General features: G+C 62.3%; 13 protein-coding genes and 1 pseudogene. 11 read left to right on the top strand and 3 right to left on the bottom strand.

The window, feature by feature from the left end:
* Window positions 1–68 precede the first annotated feature (68 nt).
* The 3 genes and pseudogenes from NWE53_RS12710 to NWE53_RS12700 form a co-directional block, all read left to right on the top strand.
* Window positions 69–1,070: an amino acid ABC transporter permease gene (locus tag NWE53_RS12710; RefSeq protein ID WP_265054627.1), complete on the top strand. Its 1,002-nt coding sequence runs from the start codon at window positions 69–71 to the stop codon at window positions 1,068–1,070.
* Window positions 1,067–3,175, top strand: a complete 2,109-nt coding sequence (locus NWE53_RS12705; protein ID WP_265054626.1) for a chorismate-binding protein — start codon at window positions 1,067–1,069, stop codon at window positions 3,173–3,175. Before NWE53_RS12710 ends, NWE53_RS12705 begins: the two co-directional genes overlap by 4 nt.
* A gap of 498 nt (window positions 3,176–3,673) precedes the next feature.
* A pseudogene (locus NWE53_RS12700) lies at window positions 3,674–3,836 on the top strand (IS30 family transposase); the annotation flags it as partial.
* Between the two features lie 170 nt (window positions 3,837–4,006).
* Here the strand turns inward: NWE53_RS12700 and NWE53_RS12695 are convergent.
* Window positions 4,007–5,197 carry an MFS transporter gene (locus NWE53_RS12695; RefSeq protein WP_265054625.1) on the bottom strand — a complete coding sequence of 397 codons (1,191 nt, stop codon included), beginning with the start codon at window positions 5,195–5,197 and terminating at the stop codon, window positions 4,007–4,009.
* A 59-nt stretch (window positions 5,198–5,256) separates the two neighbouring features.
* Window positions 5,257–5,550 (bottom strand): oligopeptide/dipeptide ABC transporter ATP-binding protein, encoded by a 294-nt coding sequence (locus tag NWE53_RS30015; RefSeq protein WP_442865025.1) that lies wholly within the window; start codon window positions 5,548–5,550, stop codon window positions 5,257–5,259.
* Between the two features lie 149 nt (window positions 5,551–5,699).
* Here NWE53_RS30015 and NWE53_RS12685 point away from each other — a divergent pair, with 149 nt between their 5' ends.
* The gene (locus NWE53_RS12685; RefSeq protein WP_265054623.1) at window positions 5,700–5,912 is read left to right on the top strand and encodes a hypothetical protein; all 213 of its coding nucleotides are present in this window, start codon (window positions 5,700–5,702) and stop codon (window positions 5,910–5,912) included.
* A 142-nt stretch (window positions 5,913–6,054) separates the two neighbouring features.
* Here the strand turns inward: NWE53_RS12685 and NWE53_RS12680 are convergent, their stop codons facing one another.
* A complete protein-coding gene (locus NWE53_RS12680) occupies window positions 6,055–7,779 on the bottom strand; it encodes a M28 family peptidase (protein ID WP_265054622.1) in 1,725 nt (574 codons plus the stop codon).
* Between the two features lie 146 nt (window positions 7,780–7,925).
* Here NWE53_RS12680 and NWE53_RS12675 point away from each other — a divergent pair, with 146 nt between their 5' ends.
* From NWE53_RS12675 to NWE53_RS12645, 7 genes are read left to right on the top strand one after another with little or no spacing between them, the layout of a single operon-like run.
* On the top strand, window positions 7,926–8,750 hold the full coding sequence (locus NWE53_RS12675) for an IclR family transcriptional regulator (RefSeq protein WP_265054621.1): 825 nt from the start codon (window positions 7,926–7,928) through the stop codon (window positions 8,748–8,750).
* Window positions 8,743–9,792, top strand: coding sequence for an extracellular solute-binding protein (locus NWE53_RS12670; protein WP_265054620.1), 1,050 nt, complete (start codon window positions 8,743–8,745; stop codon window positions 9,790–9,792). The genes NWE53_RS12675 and NWE53_RS12670 overlap by 8 nt, the downstream gene beginning before the upstream one ends.
* 26 nt (window positions 9,793–9,818) lie before the next feature.
* Window positions 9,819–10,709, top strand: a complete 891-nt coding sequence (locus tag NWE53_RS12665; protein WP_265054619.1) for an ABC transporter permease — start codon at window positions 9,819–9,821, stop codon at window positions 10,707–10,709.
* Window positions 10,706–11,524, top strand: a complete 819-nt coding sequence (locus tag NWE53_RS12660) for an ABC transporter permease (protein WP_265054618.1) — start codon at window positions 10,706–10,708, stop codon at window positions 11,522–11,524. Before NWE53_RS12665 ends, NWE53_RS12660 begins: the two co-directional genes overlap by 4 nt.
* Entirely contained in the window at window positions 11,521–12,276 is a 756-nt protein-coding gene (locus NWE53_RS12655) for an SDR family NAD(P)-dependent oxidoreductase (RefSeq protein ID WP_265054617.1), read from the top strand. The genes NWE53_RS12660 and NWE53_RS12655 overlap by 4 nt, the downstream gene beginning before the upstream one ends.
* 11 nt (window positions 12,277–12,287) lie before the next feature.
* Window positions 12,288–13,388, top strand: a complete 1,101-nt coding sequence (locus NWE53_RS12650) for an ABC transporter ATP-binding protein (protein ID WP_265054616.1) — start codon at window positions 12,288–12,290, stop codon at window positions 13,386–13,388.
* A 4-nt stretch (window positions 13,389–13,392) separates the two neighbouring features.
* Window positions 13,393–14,406 carry a ketopantoate reductase family protein gene (locus tag NWE53_RS12645; RefSeq protein ID WP_265054615.1) on the top strand — a complete coding sequence of 338 codons (1,014 nt, stop codon included), beginning with the start codon at window positions 13,393–13,395 and terminating at the stop codon, window positions 14,404–14,406.
* The last annotated feature ends 34 nt before the right edge of the window (window positions 14,407–14,440 follow it).

Here is a 14,440-nt window from a genome sequence, read left to right as displayed (position 1 = left end):
TGCCCATGTCGGTGACAACCTCCGATCGGCCGCCATCAGCGCAGCGGCGATGGCGCCCGGGGAGCGTCTTGCTGCTCGCCGCGCTCGTGGGCGCCTGCATTCTCCTCGGCCCGCGGCTGTTTCGCTGGGCCGTGCTCGATGCGGTGTTCCCCTGGAGTGAGGCGGCGAGCTGCGACGGCCGCGGCGCCTGTTGGCTGTTTATCCGCGAGCGGCTGCCACAATTCGTCTACGGATTCTATCCTTCTCACTCCAGGTGGCGGCTGAATCTCGGGTTTCTGCTGCTGTTCGGCTGGGTCGCCCTGCCGCTGCTTCCCGGCATGCGCCGACAAATCGCGGTGACGGTTGCGGGAGCCGCGATCGGGATCACGGCGGCGTTCGTGCTGGCGGCTGGTGGCGTGTTCGGTCTGGCTCCCATTGAGACAGACCAGTGGGGCGGCCTCTTCGTGACCGCGCTATTGTCGACCACCGCGATGGTCGTGTCGCTGCCGGTCGGTATCGCGTTGGCGCTTGGCCGGCAGGCCGACAGCCCGCTCTGGCGCGCGCTCGCCAACCTGACGGTCGAGGTTATCCGCGGCGTGCCGCTCCTTGCTATCCTGTTCATGGCGGTGGTGCTGCTGCCGCTCTTCGTGCCGGGCGGTGAAGGCATCGGTCTGTTTACGCGGGTGGTGGTCGGCCTGTGCCTGTACGCCGCGGCCTATATGGCCGAAGTGATCCGGGGCGCGTTGCGCACCATCCCTATCGGGCAGGCGGAAGCGGCACGGTCTCTTGGGCTGGGTTATGCGCGCTGCCTCAGGCTCGTCGTGCTCCCGCAGGCGCTGCGCGCCGCCCTGCCCAATATTGTAAGCACCTTTATCCAGATGCTGAAGGATTCGACGCTGGTCATCGTGGTCGGCGTCTTCGACCTGCTCGGCGTTGTGCAGCTCACGGTCGCCGACCCGAAGTGGAACGGATATTCGGCGGAGGCCTATCTCTTCGCCGGCCTGTTCTTCTTCGCGATCTGCTTTGGCCTTTCGAGGTTGGCTGCCCGCCTTGAGCAGCATCTCGACTACAACCGGACATCAACAACGTGATTCACAGCTTCATCACGCTATCCGGGCTCGTTGTGACGCGGGGCGAGGAAACGATCGCCGCGCCGACGGGGCTCGATATGCTGATCGACAGCCTCGGGACGCGGCAAGGTATGCTGCTGCGCTGTAATTTTACATTTCCCGGCCGCTACCGGCCGCACTGGCTCGGATTTGTCGATCCGCCGCTCAGACTCTCGCTACGGGCGGATCACCTGTCTTGCCGGGCGTTAAACGAGCGTGGCAGCGTTCTCCTGCCGGCCATCGCCGCCGCTTTCGCGCAGGGCGGCATCGCCGATCTGGAAACGGGTTCGGGTGCGGTCAAGGGGCGCCTTGCGACGGGCGAGACCCTGTTCGAAACCCTGCGGAGCCTTGTCGCAGGGCTCAGCTCTGACGATCCACATCTCGGTCTCTTCGGCCCCTTCGGTTTCGATCTGGCGTTTCATACGCTGGGGCTGGAGCGACGCGGCCGGCCGCAGGACGATCACGAAGCCATGGTCCTCTACCTGCCGGACCGGATTGTCGTCGCCGATCATCCTGAAACCGGACAGGCCAAGGTTGTCACCTATGACTTTGCCCTCGAAGCGCGCTCGACCGAAGGCATGCCGCGCACAGGAAGCGCCTCTCCCCTGCGAAGCCAGGCGGCAACCGCCGCGACGCAGGAACTGCCCTATGCCGATATGGTGCGCCGGGCAGTCGAGGCCTGCCGCTCCGGGGAATTGTTCGAGGTGGTTCTCGCGCAAACCTTCAGGCGCGAGCTCGCGGCGGGGCCCGATGCGCTCTTCCGCCTGCTCGATCGTATCAACCCGAGCCCCTATGAGTTCCTCGCCAATCTCGGGACGGAAGCGCTGGTGGGCGCCTCGCCGGAAATGTTCGTGCGGGTCGAAGGCCGCCGGGTCGAAAGCTGCCCAATCTCCGGAACGATCCAGCGTGGAGACGATGCCGTAGCGGATGCCGAACGGGCGCTAGAACTCCTGAATTCATCCAAGGCGGCAGCCGAGCTCACGATGTGCACGGATATCGATCGCGACGACAAGGCGGGGCTGTGCGAACCCGGCTCGATCCGCCTTCTCGGGCGCCGCCAGATCGAGACCTATTCGCATCTCCTGCACACGGTCGATCACGTCGAGGGTCAGCTGCGTCTCGATCGCGATGCAATCGACGCTTTTCGCGCTCATGTATGGGCGGTGACGCTAACCGGCGCTCCCCGCCAGGAGGCGATCGCCTTCATCGACGCCAATGAAGCGGCCCCGCGGCGCTGGTATGGCGGCGCCATCGGGCGCCTCGGATTCGACGGCCGATTGGACACCGGCATCGTTCTGCGCTCAATGCGGCTCGCCGGCGGGACGGCGGAAATCACGGTCGGCGCGACGATCTTGCATTCGTCCGACCCGATCGACGAGGAGCGGGAGACCGTGACGAAAGCCGGTGCGCTCCTGCGCACGCTCGACCTTGCGTCGACGCAGACAGTCCAACCCGCCCCGCCGCCGCGAAGCGCCGCTCGCGCGGATGTAGTCGCCAGGATCCCGGTCACGATCCTGGGTGGTGCGCCATTCGCGCAGATCTTGGAAGCCCTCCTGAGATCTGCGGGGGCCGACGTCGCCCTGCAGCCCCTGGCAGCAGGCCTGCGGCGGCCGGAGAGCGATCGAGCCTATATCGTCTCCCCGGACCTGTCGGATGCGGCGCTCGTCACCGCGCGCGAGGTCCTCGCCAACCTTCTCGCGGCAGGGCGCCCGGTGCTGGCGCTGGGGCATGGTATGGTGGCTCTTGCACAACTGTTCGGTGCGAAGGCCGAGCCGGCGAACACGCCTCGCCATGGCGAGCGGGTTTTGGCGCGGCCTTCGGTTGGCCCTTCATGGCTGTTACCGAACCGCGCCGAGTCTCTTGTCGTCGGCTGCTACCACCGCTGCGTTGTCCTTTCGAGCCAGGTTCCTGCTGCTTTGCATGCAATCGCGCGGGACGATGCGGACGAAGTGCTGGCGCTCGAACATGGAACGCTGCCGGTCGGCGGCCTGCTGTTCCGGCCGGAATCCCTGCTAACCCGCCATCCGGAGGGGCCTGTTCATGCATTTCTTCAGCGTGCCGAAGACGCATTGCTGAAAGCGCATTGATCTGGTGGGCATTGTCACGGGAATGTCTGTCAAAGGCGGAGCCTGTCACGCAGCCAAATGCGCCTCATGAAGCCCGCCGCCAGTTAACGTGACAGCACCGCCGGCCCTCAGCCACGTCCGAACCCGCCCGCAGGGGCCGGCATCCGAAACTCTTCACACAAGCGGATACCCGGGTACCACCCCAAAACGAACCTCGCCAGATTCAAGGCGTGAGAATGCTCCTATAGCTGCGCCGCGAACCACGGCCGCCGACAGAGTCGCCGGCCTCATCGGCGTCCTAACCGTTTAGTAAGTTTCGAGATTACCGGGCTCCGGTCTGACAAGAGCGCTGGTGGAGCGGATTTGTTTGGACAGCCGGTAACCGCCCAAACTCAAATCGCCCATTCCCGTGACGGGCACGCTCGCTGTGGGCGGAGCCGTGCTCCGCGAATTGCGAGGCAGGCCGTCCCTATCCGAGACCGAAGAAGCCTTCCTGGCCCGCTGGGAAAATTCCGCGTCAAGCTGCGGCGGAAGTGGTCGCCCGAGCAGGTTGCCGGCTGGCTCAAGCGCGCATCGGCCCGCGTAGCCGCACAATCAGGTGTCGCACGAAACCATCTATCGCAGCCTGTTCATCCAGCCGCGAGGCGCGCTGAAGAAGGAGCTTCTGGACCACCTCAGGGCCTGACGAAAGATCCGGCGCTCAAGGCACGCCACCCCACCCGCGCACATCTCATATAGGCCGTATCAAGTCTGAGTCTTTTCGCGCCAGGGGCAGATCAGGGATCCGCTTTTGCGCGCGGGAGGCGGGGCGACGCGAAAGAACCGGATCGCCTCGACGGGCATCAGCGGCTCTTAACCCGATTTGTGCTTTGGGCCTTGCATGATCGCGAAGCACAGGACCCCCGAGCAGGCGCAGACCAGAAATCCAATGTCGAAACGCCCTGTCAGCGACAACAGCAGGGCAAACGCTGCCGGCGCGACGACATAACCGAGAAAGATGATCAGGGTAGCTCCTGCGGATGCCTCCCGCACCAGATGGGATGGGCAGGCACGGGCCACCTCCGAGAGCTGAACACCGTTCCAACTGGATATGCTGATGCCGGCGACCGCGGCTAACGCACAGAAAGTAGGAAATGCCCAGCTTGGCCCGACGAAGGCCAGGGCGAGCGACGTCAGCCCGGACGCGAGACCGATCAGGCCCAGAAGCCGCCGCGGTGAGCCGTATCGGTCGGCGACCCAGCCGAGAAGAATCCGGCCCAGGACACTCGTGGCTTGCATGATCGCGAAGGCAGCGCCGGCGGCTTTGAGATCGTAGCCGAGGACGGAAACCGCAAAGGTCATCAGATAGGCAAACCAGATCCCTTGGCCGATCGCGAGGCACGCGCCCGCTGCTGCGAGGCGGAAGAGCGAGGGCGACGCTGTGACGGCCGATAGTGACGAGAGGATGTTGGCGGGCGCGAAGAGTGCGCGCATCGTCAAGGCCTGGTCACGATTCCGGCTGGCATCTAGACCTGCACGCATCGGCTGCACGGCCAAGATAATCGCCAAAACGAATAGTCCGGACACAAGCAGCGAAACCCGCCAGCCGAAGCTGGCGACGATCGGGGGTAAGACTAGCCCAGCGATGATGCCGCCCAAGGGCACCCCTGCCTGCTTGATCGAGAAGATCATAGCTCGTCGCTGCGGAGAGGCCGTTCTGTGAAGAACATCGTTTCCGGCCGGGGAGGATGGGCCGTAGCCAACCCCGATTAGGAGAGAAGCCATTGCAGCCATTGCGGAGAAGGGCGGCAGCAGCAGCGTCAACCCAACGACCCCGAGGATTAGACCTGACTGCAGTGATCTTACGGAGCCAAGCCGGCGCAGGAACGGTGCGCCGAGTGCAAGAAACAAGATCGACCCGAGCGTATTCATGCTGGCGAGGTAACCGACCACCGCGTCCGACCAACCACGCTCGGCGGCAAGCGCCGGCGCCAGTGTGGGCGGAATGCGCGAGAGGAAGGCGGTTGCCATCTGCACAGCGACCATCGTGACCAGTGCCGTCACCCAGGACGGCCCCTGTCCGGCAGGCCCACTTTTGTCAGGTCTTACCTCAGATGGCGTGCTCACGCAGTTTGCTCGCGCCAACAGAGACAGGCGACGCCGTGATGATGTTCGAACTCAACCTGGGTCTCGGTCTCGGCACAGACCTGAATTGTGAGGGTACAGCGGGTGCGGAAGCGGCAGCCGAAGGGGACATTGGGGGGATTGGCCGGCTCGCCCTGGAGGATGAAGTTCTTTGTCACACGCGGTCCGCCGATGCGCGGCGCTGCCGCCAGAAGCGAACGCGGATAAGGGTGGCGCGGGCCGTGGAGGACGTCAGCCGTCCTGCCGATCTCGACGATGCGGCCGAGATACATCACGACGACGAGGTCGCAGATCGACCGCACAACGGCGAGGTCGTGGCTGATGAAGAGATAGATGAGGTCGAACTCGCCTGAGATCGCGAACCAGCGCCGGCACAGTCCGTTGGACGGACACGTCGAGACCAGAGGCCGGCTCGTCGAAGATGATGAGTTGCGACGAGGATGCGCGCAAGCCCGACACAGCGCTGCTGGCCGCCGCTGATCTCCTGCGGATAGAGAACGAGATGGGCCTGAGGCAGGCCGACCGCCTTGACGATCGCCTGGGCATGCTCCCCTCGCGCGGCGCGCGGCCAATCGGTATGGATGATCAGCCGCTCATGCCTCGAGCGGCGCTGGATCCAGCGCGGATCGAGTGAGCAGCCGGAGTGGAATACCGAGCATACGGTGCCGAAGGTTTCGGGCCGCTTCGCCTTCCAACTAAGCATTTGCACGCTGCATTACGTTCATGTTTCGTTTAATCTTGGCGCGCGATTTTAGGCAGAGCTTCTTCCCAAAACTCTAGCGCCGGAGCGCAGTTGTAGCCTGGTTGAGCGCGTGAACGAGGCGGTTCAGGCCGCGTTTTGCCGAAACCGCGAAGAACCTAGTTTCGCCCGAATCGCTTGCCGCGGCGGCAAGACGACGGAGCGGATCGAGGATAGGGTAGGGCGTCTGCGTGAGCGCCGGGTCAGGCTCAAACCGATCACCGCTTGTATAGTCCATCGGAACCATTGCTCGTGACGTCGCTACAATTGCTGAATTGATCCGGTCTGCTTCAGCATCGGAAATGTTGCTTGCGGCTTGGTCTCGGAGCGCTCCTGCAGCCTCCCGCATAGCCGCAAGCGAGCATGCCAGCTCCGTCAGGTTCAGCGCTCCGGCAAGGCCTTTTTCTATCTCTCCGATTTCCTCGGCCAGCGCCGCGGCATGAGCCGCGTAGTCGAGCGGCAAAATACGATCAGTCAAGAGGCGCCACAATGCGTGAACATAAATGCGTGCGTCGCGGACCAACAGGTCCTTATCGATCTTGTCGAGCGTATCGTCAGGTGTGTGCCACCACCAACCAAAGCCGGCAGCCTTGCGATTTATGCCACCGAGTACGGCGCCCATCACATTAGCCGTACCGAGCGGCTGCTCGCCCATCCCCATGAACATTGAGGGAACCCCGATTCCCCAGAACGATTGATCACCCGCTCTGCTCATGCGGTGGCGGTCGAGCGTCTGGTCTCCCTGCTGCTTGATCGCTTCCGACGCCAGCCCGAAGAGTTCCGAGGACGATAGAGCATCCGTCAACACCGTGTTGCCGAATGCGCCCGTCGAATCGATGTTCACATGCGCGACGCAGCGCGTCGCCAGCTCTTTCCAGTAATTGTCAGCGTACCAAGTTGAGCCTGAATAGCGGCCGTGAGAATGGCCGGACCAAAAGCACAGCCTGAGGCTACGCCGAAGGTGCGAGCGATTTGCCGCGAAAAGGCGGGCAATCTCAAGCATGGTCGCGTTCGCGGTGCCGTTATCCATGACCCCAAGATGCCAAGTGTCATGATGGCCCGAAAACATGACGAAAGGCTCGTCCGGCCCTGCATTTTTTCGGATCAGATCTCCCGTCAATAGCGGCGTTTTCCGCCAGCCGGTATCTACTTCCGCGTGCAGTGTTGCTTCGATTGTTTCGCCGGCCTCGATGCGTCGCTTGAGCGCGTCGCCATCAACTTTCCTGACGCTGACCACGACCGTGCTGGGCAATCGGTCCATCGTTTCGTCGCTCGGGCTGCCCCAGACCGAGGAAATGCACATCTCGTGGAGGTGTTCATGTGGGCTGATATGGATCTGCCCAACCGCGCCTGCTCTCGAAGACCGGAGGGCCGCTCCAGGATTGGCGATATGTTCGAGGAGAACGATCTTGCCGCGCGCATCGAGAGCCGCAAAATCTTTCGGTAGCCCAGCGCCTGCATAGACGATTGGCGCATGCACGCCGCCCGCCGGCGAGGGGCGTGAGAATGATTGCGTAATGCATTGAAGCCTACTTCCATCGACTTCAATATAAGCATCACCCGGCAGGCTGATATAGGCATCGTGAAGGATCAGATGGGTTTTTAGCCCATAGGTATCAAGTCGCGACTGCAGGTACCGAAAGCTTTCGAGCTCCTCAGGCGTTCCCGATAATTTCACACGGCGAGCAAATACCTCAAGATGCTCCATCATCGCAGTGGCGCTCACTGCTCCGCACAGCGTTTCGATCATCTCGTGCGCCATGATCATCTCCCGCCCTCCGATCGTTTCTGGCGGCGCACCACGCCGGCCACGGCAGGTCGTGCCACCTCCACGGTTCCGTTCGATTATACAGCCGGTTGACGGCTCGACCGTTCGTTGAGTATCGTTCAGCAGGTAGAATAGAGTTGATGGATGTGAACTCGCAAGTGAAATCGGCCGTTCGCGTCCTGGACTGTCTCGAGGTCCTATCGACGGCTGATGCTGGCTTGTCGTTGGGCGAGATCGCGAGATTGCTCGATGCGCCGAAGAGCAGCACGTTGATGCTGCTGAGGACGCTGGTTGATCGTGCCTACGTAATGCGCGACGCCTATGATCGATATCTCGTCAACCCGGCCTTGCGGCAGCATGATCTTGGCTGGATTGGCGGGCCGCTCGCACTTATGGTGCGGCTCGCATTGCCGGTGATGGGCGAGTTGACGCGCTGCTTGCAGGAAACCTCGCATTTATCCGCATTGACGAGCGACAACCGCGTTCGGATGCTGACCAAGGTCGTCTCGCCGCGCGAGATCCGCTACGATGCCGATCTTGGCCAGCTTCGCGTTGCACATCGCACCGCAAGTGGCCGTGTACTGCTCGCACATTCGCCGGCGGGCGCCGTTAGCCACTATCTTCAGTTACATAGGGATGTCGATAAATCCACGTTTCTTGCTGACCTTGAAACGGTTCGCGCCGAGGGTATCGCGCTCAACATTGATCAATGGGCAGCAGGAGCGACCGGAATTTCAGCTCCCGTGTTCAGCCCTTCTGGCGCGATCGCCGGGGCGCTTACTGTCGGAGCTGTGACGGTGCGTTTCCTAGCCGACCGTGACGAGATCATCGGCGCGCTCAAATCCGCCGCCGCCGAAGTTACCGGGAGGCTTGCGGCGGCCCATGCGCCTTTGCGGCGCGACGGCAATCAAGCCGCCGCAGACGCCAAACAACGACAAAGCAACAGGGAGAAGAGAGATGCTTGACCTCAACCGTCGCAAATTGATCCGGGGACTCGGCGCGGGAGCCGTGGGCCTCGCCACCGGCGGGCTGCGCATTGGCGGCGCTCATGCGCAGTCGCAAGCGATCACGGTGACCGCCTTCGGGGGAATCTGGGAGCAGACCATCCGCGACGTCATGGTTCCCGACTTCACCAAGCGGACCGGGGTCCGCGCGAACGTCCTCATCGGCGGCCCGCAGCAATGGATGGCTCAAATTGAGGCCAATCGAGCTAAGCCGCCGATCGACGTGTTGATGAACACTGTCGATCTCGCCCTGATCGCCGGGAAGACCGGCCTCGTCGAGCCGATGGCAAAGGACAAGGTCCCCAACCTCGCTGACGTACCGGCCCGTTTCCTTGATGTGGTCGAAGGGAACGGCGTCCTTTTCACTTACGGGGCGTGGGGCCTTGCCTACCACGAGCGCGTGAAGCAGCCGCCCAAGAGCTTTAAGGAGTTCGTCGAGGGGACCATCAAGGGCCGCTGGCGTGCTTCGCTTCCCAGTGCCGCCTACACGGGCACGCCACAGATTCTCATCTGGTCCCTGGCAGACGCGCTTGGAGGAAGCGTCGACAATGTCACGCCGGCCTTCGAGGCAATTAAGCAGATGAAGGCCAATAGCGTCTTCTGGACTGGCATATCCGATCCGTTGACTCAGCTCGAATCCGGCGAGGCTGATGTGGCCGTCTACGTCGATGGCCGGGCCTGGGCACATTTCGATGCTGGCGCCAAATGGATTCGATACGTCAATCCGACCGAGGGCGGGGTCATGCAGCCGTCGATCGCCCAGAAGGTGAAAAACGGCTCTGATGCGGCGTGGGAATACATCAATTCGCTGCTCTCGCCGGGCCCCCAGGCCGAGGTTGCCAAGCGTATGAATTTTGGCGTCAGCAATTCGAAGGTGGACTATCCCGAGCCGCTGGGCTCGCGCATCACGCCCTGGCAGGAAACCCGCTGGCCTCCGTTCGAGAAGACGGGAATCGCGCAACGTGAATGGCTGGATCGCTGGAATCGCGAAATCCGCGCGTAGGACACGCCAGGAAGGGTGACGGCTCTATGACGATGACTCTGGCGTCGGGCAAAGCCCGACGCTTCTGGAAAACCATGACCGGCCGTTCGTCGAGCGGGCCGACTATCTCGCTCGTCTGGTCTCTACCGGCCGTATTCTTCATGCTGGCCTTCTTCCTGTTCCCGCTCGCGGACAACATGATCCGCAGCGTGGGTGCCGACGGGGGATGGTCGTTCGCGCCGTACAAGCGTCTGTTTTTTGATCCCTATTATCTTGAAGTTCTTGGCGTCACTCTCGGCTTTAGCTTCGCCGTGACGCTCGCCTGCCTGCTGGTCGGCTATCCCGTCGCCTATTTCATGGTGCGGCACGCCGGGCGGCTCTATGGCCTGTGCATCTTCTTCCTCGTGGCGCCGCTGCTCACCTCCATCATCATGCGAACCTTCGGCTGGCGCGTCCTGCTGGCGCGGCAGGGCTTTGCCAATGCGTTCATGATGGAATTCGGCCTGATCGAGCGCCCCCTCAATCTGCTCAATGGCCCCGTAATCGCGCTATTGGCGACGGTTCAGGTGCTGGTTCCGTTCATGGTTCTCGCCATTACCTCGTCGCTGCAAGGTGTCGACCGCCGGCTTGAAGAATCGGCGCGCCTGCTCGGTGCTGGGCGTGCATCGACGTTCTTCCGGATTACCGCTCCCCTCACGCTGGATGGAATCGGCACCGGCTTCATCCTCGTGTTCATGTTGGCCAACGGCAGTTTCGTTACACTGCTGTTGCTCGGTGGCGGCAGCCTGCAGACCTTTCCGCTGCTCATCTATCAGCAAATCAATTCGACGCGTGATTTCGTCCTCGCTGGGGCGATGAGCAACGTCCTGCTCATGTCTGCAGTGATCTGCCTCGTCATTCAGGCGCGCCTTCTTCGGCGACGCGGAACGAAGCCATGAGAAAATTCGTCCATCGCCTGTCTGAAGATATGCCCGCCTGGGCGCTGCGCGCCTTCATGCTGGTATTCTTCGTTTTTCTGATCGCGCCCATCGCGATTGTCGTGTGGATGTCGTTTTCGGCCCAAAGCTATATCGGCTTTCCAATTCAGTCTTACTCCCTGCGCTGGTTTCGCCGCGTGGTCGAATACGAGCCCTTTCTGAATTCGTTGATTGTCAGCATTAAGGTCGCAGTGCTCTCGACTCTGTTTGCGACCGCGATCGGCGTGCCGGCGGCCCTGGCGCTGGCAAGAAGCCGCTCGAAAGCGGCCGATGCCATCGCGACATTTCTCGTCGCGCCAATTTCCATGCCGCTGATCGTGCTTGGATTTGCGCTTCTGTTCTACCTGTCCACGCTCGGCTTCGGGCTTTCGCTGTTGGCCCTGCTGATTGCCCACAGCGTCGTCGCCGTGCCTTATATCGTGCGCACCGTGATCGGTGTTTATCGCTCACAGCCGGCCGATGTTGAGGAAGCCGCGATGATACTCGGCGCCTCGCGTTGGCAGACCTTCAGATATGTCACGCTACCTCTGGTGAGCCCCGGCATTTTCGCAGGCGCGCTGTTTGCCTTCCTGATCTCGCTCGACAATCTGCCGATTTCGTTCTTCTTCGGGAGTCCGGAGACGAGCACTCTCCCGGTCATTCTACTCAGCTACACCGAAAACCAGTTCGATCCCTCCATCGCTGCAGTCAGCACCGTGCAGATGTTGCTCGCGCTCGCGACGCTGTTCGTCGTGGATCGGATCTTTGGCATACGCAATATTGGAGCTCCCACATGACCACCGGCGAATTCCGCAACAAGCTGGTTGTGGTGACGGGGGCGGCCGGCATCTATGGCCGAGAGCTCGCACGCCACTTTGCTGCGCTGGGAGCAAGGCTGGCGCTCACCGATCTGCGCATGACCGAAGCGGGGAGCGCAGACACTCCTCTTGCGGAATTGTTCGATTGTGATTTGACCGACATGGGGCAGATTCAGCAATTCCGCGACGACGTCGGTGTGCGCATGGGAACCCCTGAAATCGTCGTCGCCAATGCCGGCATCTATCCTTTCGGCGGATTGTTCGACACCAAGCCGGAGGTATTCGACCGCGTCTTCGATGTAAACGTTCGCGCCAATTTCTTTCTTGCCCGCTATTTCGGCGAGGCCATGATCAGCGAGAGGCGGGAGGGCTGCTTCGTCTTCATCGGCTCAGCCGCAGCTCACATCCTGCGCACCAACGGGCTGGCCTATTGCGCCTCCAAGCGCGCGCTCGAATGGATGATGAAGGGCATCGCGCTCGAACTCTCCCCCCATGGCATCCGCGTTAACATGGTCGAGCCCGGCCTTGCGCTTGGCGGAGCCGATGGTCCGATGCCGGCTGGCTACGCCGAGGCGATCACCTCGCAACTTCCGCTCGGCCGCCTCATTCGCGAGGGCGAGATGGCAAAGGCGGTCGCCTTTCTGGCGTCGAGCGCGGCATCGTTCACGACAGGAGCGACCCTATCCGTCGACGGCGGCGGCGCTATCCCGCGCCGCATGAAGCTGAGCTAGGATCGCAAGAGATGAATGTCATCGCCGACAAAGCCCGGGCCGGCGCCGAGCTCGAGCTAGCCGGAATTTCGAAGCGCTTCGGTTCCGTTGTGGCCCTGGCGCCCCTGGAACTGACCGTTCCGGGCGGCTCGCTTATCTCACTTCTTGGCCCCTCCGGATGCGGCAAGACAACGACGCTGCGCATCATCGCGGGCTTCGAACGGCCCGACACTGGCTCTGTGCGGGTGAGCGGGCGCGAGATCACGGACCTTCCGCCCAATAAGCGGAAGCTCGGAATGGTCTTTCAGAACTACAGCCTGTTTCCGCATATGAGCGTCGCGGACAATATCGGCTTCGGACTGAAGATGGCCGGGCAAAATGGGGCGGCCATCGCGACGCGTGTTGCCGAAGCGCTCGATATGGTTCGGCTCTCCGGATATGGCGATCGGTTCGTGCATCAGCTGTCGGGGGGGCAGCAGCAGCGCGTTGCGCTCGCCCGCTCGATCGTGACGGATCCGATCGTCCTGCTTCTGGACGAGCCTCTTGGCGCTCTCGACAAGAACCTGCGCGAAAATATGCAGTTCGAATTGCGCCAGCTGCAACAGTCGCTGGGGATTACGGCCGTGCTTGTCACACACGACCAGGAGGAGGCTTTGACTATGAGCGACCTCGTGGCGGTGATGAAGGACGGCGCCGTCCTGCAGATCGGTACGCCGACGGAAGTCTATGGACGTCCGACATGCCGCTTCGTCGCAGAATTCCTCGGCGCCTCCACCATCTTTAATCTGGATGGCGGGGAGCAATCCGGCGATGTTTGGACGGGCCGTACGAGCGAAGGGATCGCCGTGCGCGCGAGCCGGGCGCCATCAGCGCAACCAGGGCTTTTGTCGATCCGCCCGGAAAAGGTGCGTCTCGAACGGGGGCAGGGGAGCGGGGCGGAAAACGCCATCGCTGGAACGGTAACGGGCCATGTGTTCCGTGGCAGTTCGCATGCCTATCAGATCTCAATTTCAGGCGGTCCTACCTTGGTCGCCTATACTTCCCCGCGCGACTTCGACGCCGCGCCCATCGATATCGGCGACCACGTCGTTGCCAGTTGGCGTCCAGACGACGTCGTCCTTCTCGCGGAGTAGAATCATGGCCGGACAAGAATCCCTTGTAATGTGGGGCGCAGGTGCCATCGGGGGCTCTATCGCAGCGCATCTCATCCGCGCAGGAACGGATGTGCTGCTGGTCGATAGTGATGAGGCGCATGTCGCCGCGATCAATGGGAACGGCCTGCGCCTGACCGGGCCGATCGCGGACTTCACGGTGGGGGCCAAGGCCGTGACGCCTTCGGCCGTGACCGGCACCTTCGACCACGTTTTTCTTGCCGTCAAAGGCCATCATACCACCGGGGCCGCGGCAGCTATCGCGCCACATCTCGCCCCGGGCGGAGTCGTCGTTTCATTGCAGAACGGCCTGAACGGCGAAGCCATCGCAGCCGCCGTCGGACGTGAGCGGACGATGCTGGCGCTGGTCAATTTCGCATCCGATGTGACCTCCCCGGGCGTCATCCATTATGGCGGTCGGGGGAGAGCCGTCCTCGGGGAGCTTGACGGCACGATTACCGCGCGGCTTCAAGCTTTGGTCGACATGCTGCACGCCTTCGATCCTGCGGTATCCGGTAGCGAAAATGTCCTAGGATTTCTTTGGGGCAAACTTGGATATGGCTCGCTTCTGATCGGCACGGCGCTGACCTCAGAGACCATTCCCGTGCTTCTCGACAATCCGGCATTGCGCCCGATCCTTGCCGGGATTGGCCGCGAGCTCATGCAGGCGGCGGCAGCGGAGGGCGTGCGTCCGGTTGGCGTCGACGGTTTTGACGCAGAAGCATTTCTGGCCGGCGATCTGAATCGCATGAATGCGAGTTTCCAGAAAATGGCCGATCACTATCGCCATTCCGAGAAAAATCGCACAGGCGTGTGGCGAGATCTGGCGGTGCGCAAGCGCCCGACCGAGGTGTCGGCCCTGCTCGAACCGGTCATCCGTATCGGTGAGCGCCATGGTTTGTCGATGCCTTTGACCACGCGACTCGTCCGCTCGATCACCGAGATCGAAAACGGATTGCGCGACTTCGCAGTTCGCAACCTGACCGATCTAGCGGCCTGACCGAGGGGCTGGACAGTGGTCTGCCGAAGTTCCG

Origin of the sequence: Bosea sp. NBC_00550 (genome assembly GCF_026020075.1) — a bacterium.
Classification (GTDB): Bacteria; Pseudomonadota; Alphaproteobacteria; order Rhizobiales; family Beijerinckiaceae; genus Allobosea.
This window is presented reverse-complemented; position numbering and strand designations above follow the sequence as displayed.